2 protein-coding genes are annotated in these 880 nt (G+C 41.0%); both read left to right on the top strand.

Annotated features, from left to right (window positions below):
* Positions 1-67: 67 nt before the first annotated feature.
* Positions 68-331, top strand: a complete 264-nt coding sequence (locus AVJ19_RS21195; protein ID WP_111861439.1) for a DUF6527 family protein — start codon at positions 68-70, stop codon at positions 329-331.
* 2 nt (positions 332-333) lie between these two features.
* A partial coding sequence (locus AVJ19_RS21190; protein WP_111861438.1) for a putative metallopeptidase occupies positions 334-880 on the top strand: 547 nt, incomplete at its 3' end.

Raw genomic sequence — 880 nt, 5'->3', positions numbered from 1 at the left:
ATGGACCATTGCAGGTTGAAGCTAATTTTTCGAGTCAGTGGCTTAAGAATTTAAAGAGGCATGCATTATGAAAATACATTACTTTGATGATGGTATATATGAGCACTTTTGCCCGGGTTGTAATTTACTTCACATGATCGCAGTCGATAAGCCTTTTGATAATGGACAGCAATGGTCGTTTAACAATGATATGAAAAAACCAACATTCTCACCAAGTATTAATATTGTTGGTAGATGTCATTACTTTATTCGAGATGGATATATTGAATACTGCATGGATAGTCAGCACAAATTAGCAGGCAAAAGGATTGAGTTGCCAGATTTGAGGTAAACATGGACCAAATCAGACCATTCCCGCCGACAGAGCTGATTGACCAAGCTGAGGAAGAGGAAGCAATACGCTTAGCACCCGCCGTAGGTCTTAAAGATTGGGTGGTTGCAAATTTTCTTACTATTGGTGGCGCATTACACAATCCTGATCATGATCACATTGCCGAGCTACTTCACGACAATGAAGAATTCTTGGCATTTGCTTGGGCATCATCTGCCGCCGTTGCTAAAAAGAGAATGGTATTGGGGCAATGTGAAAAGGTCATGTTTAACGTGGGTGGATGGAAGAAAGCACGGCAAGAACAGCAAATGCGAGACTGGTTCGGATTTGTACCAACCTATTTAATTACGATCGATGCGAGTTATTGTGAAAATACCAATGACCGTAACTTTTGCGCGTTACTTGATCATGAGTTGTATCACATTGGTGTAGAACGTGATGCTGATGGTGAAATGCTTTATAGCGATATGACAGGTTTACCTAAACACTATTTGGCAGGTCATGACGTTGAAGAATTCTTCGGTGTGGTTAAACGTTGGGGAGCGAATG

Origin of the sequence: Acinetobacter sp. CFCC 10889 (assembly GCF_003268395.1) — a bacterium.
Taxonomy (GTDB): Bacteria; Pseudomonadota; Gammaproteobacteria; order Pseudomonadales; family Moraxellaceae; genus Acinetobacter.
This window is presented reverse-complemented; position numbering and strand designations above follow the sequence as displayed.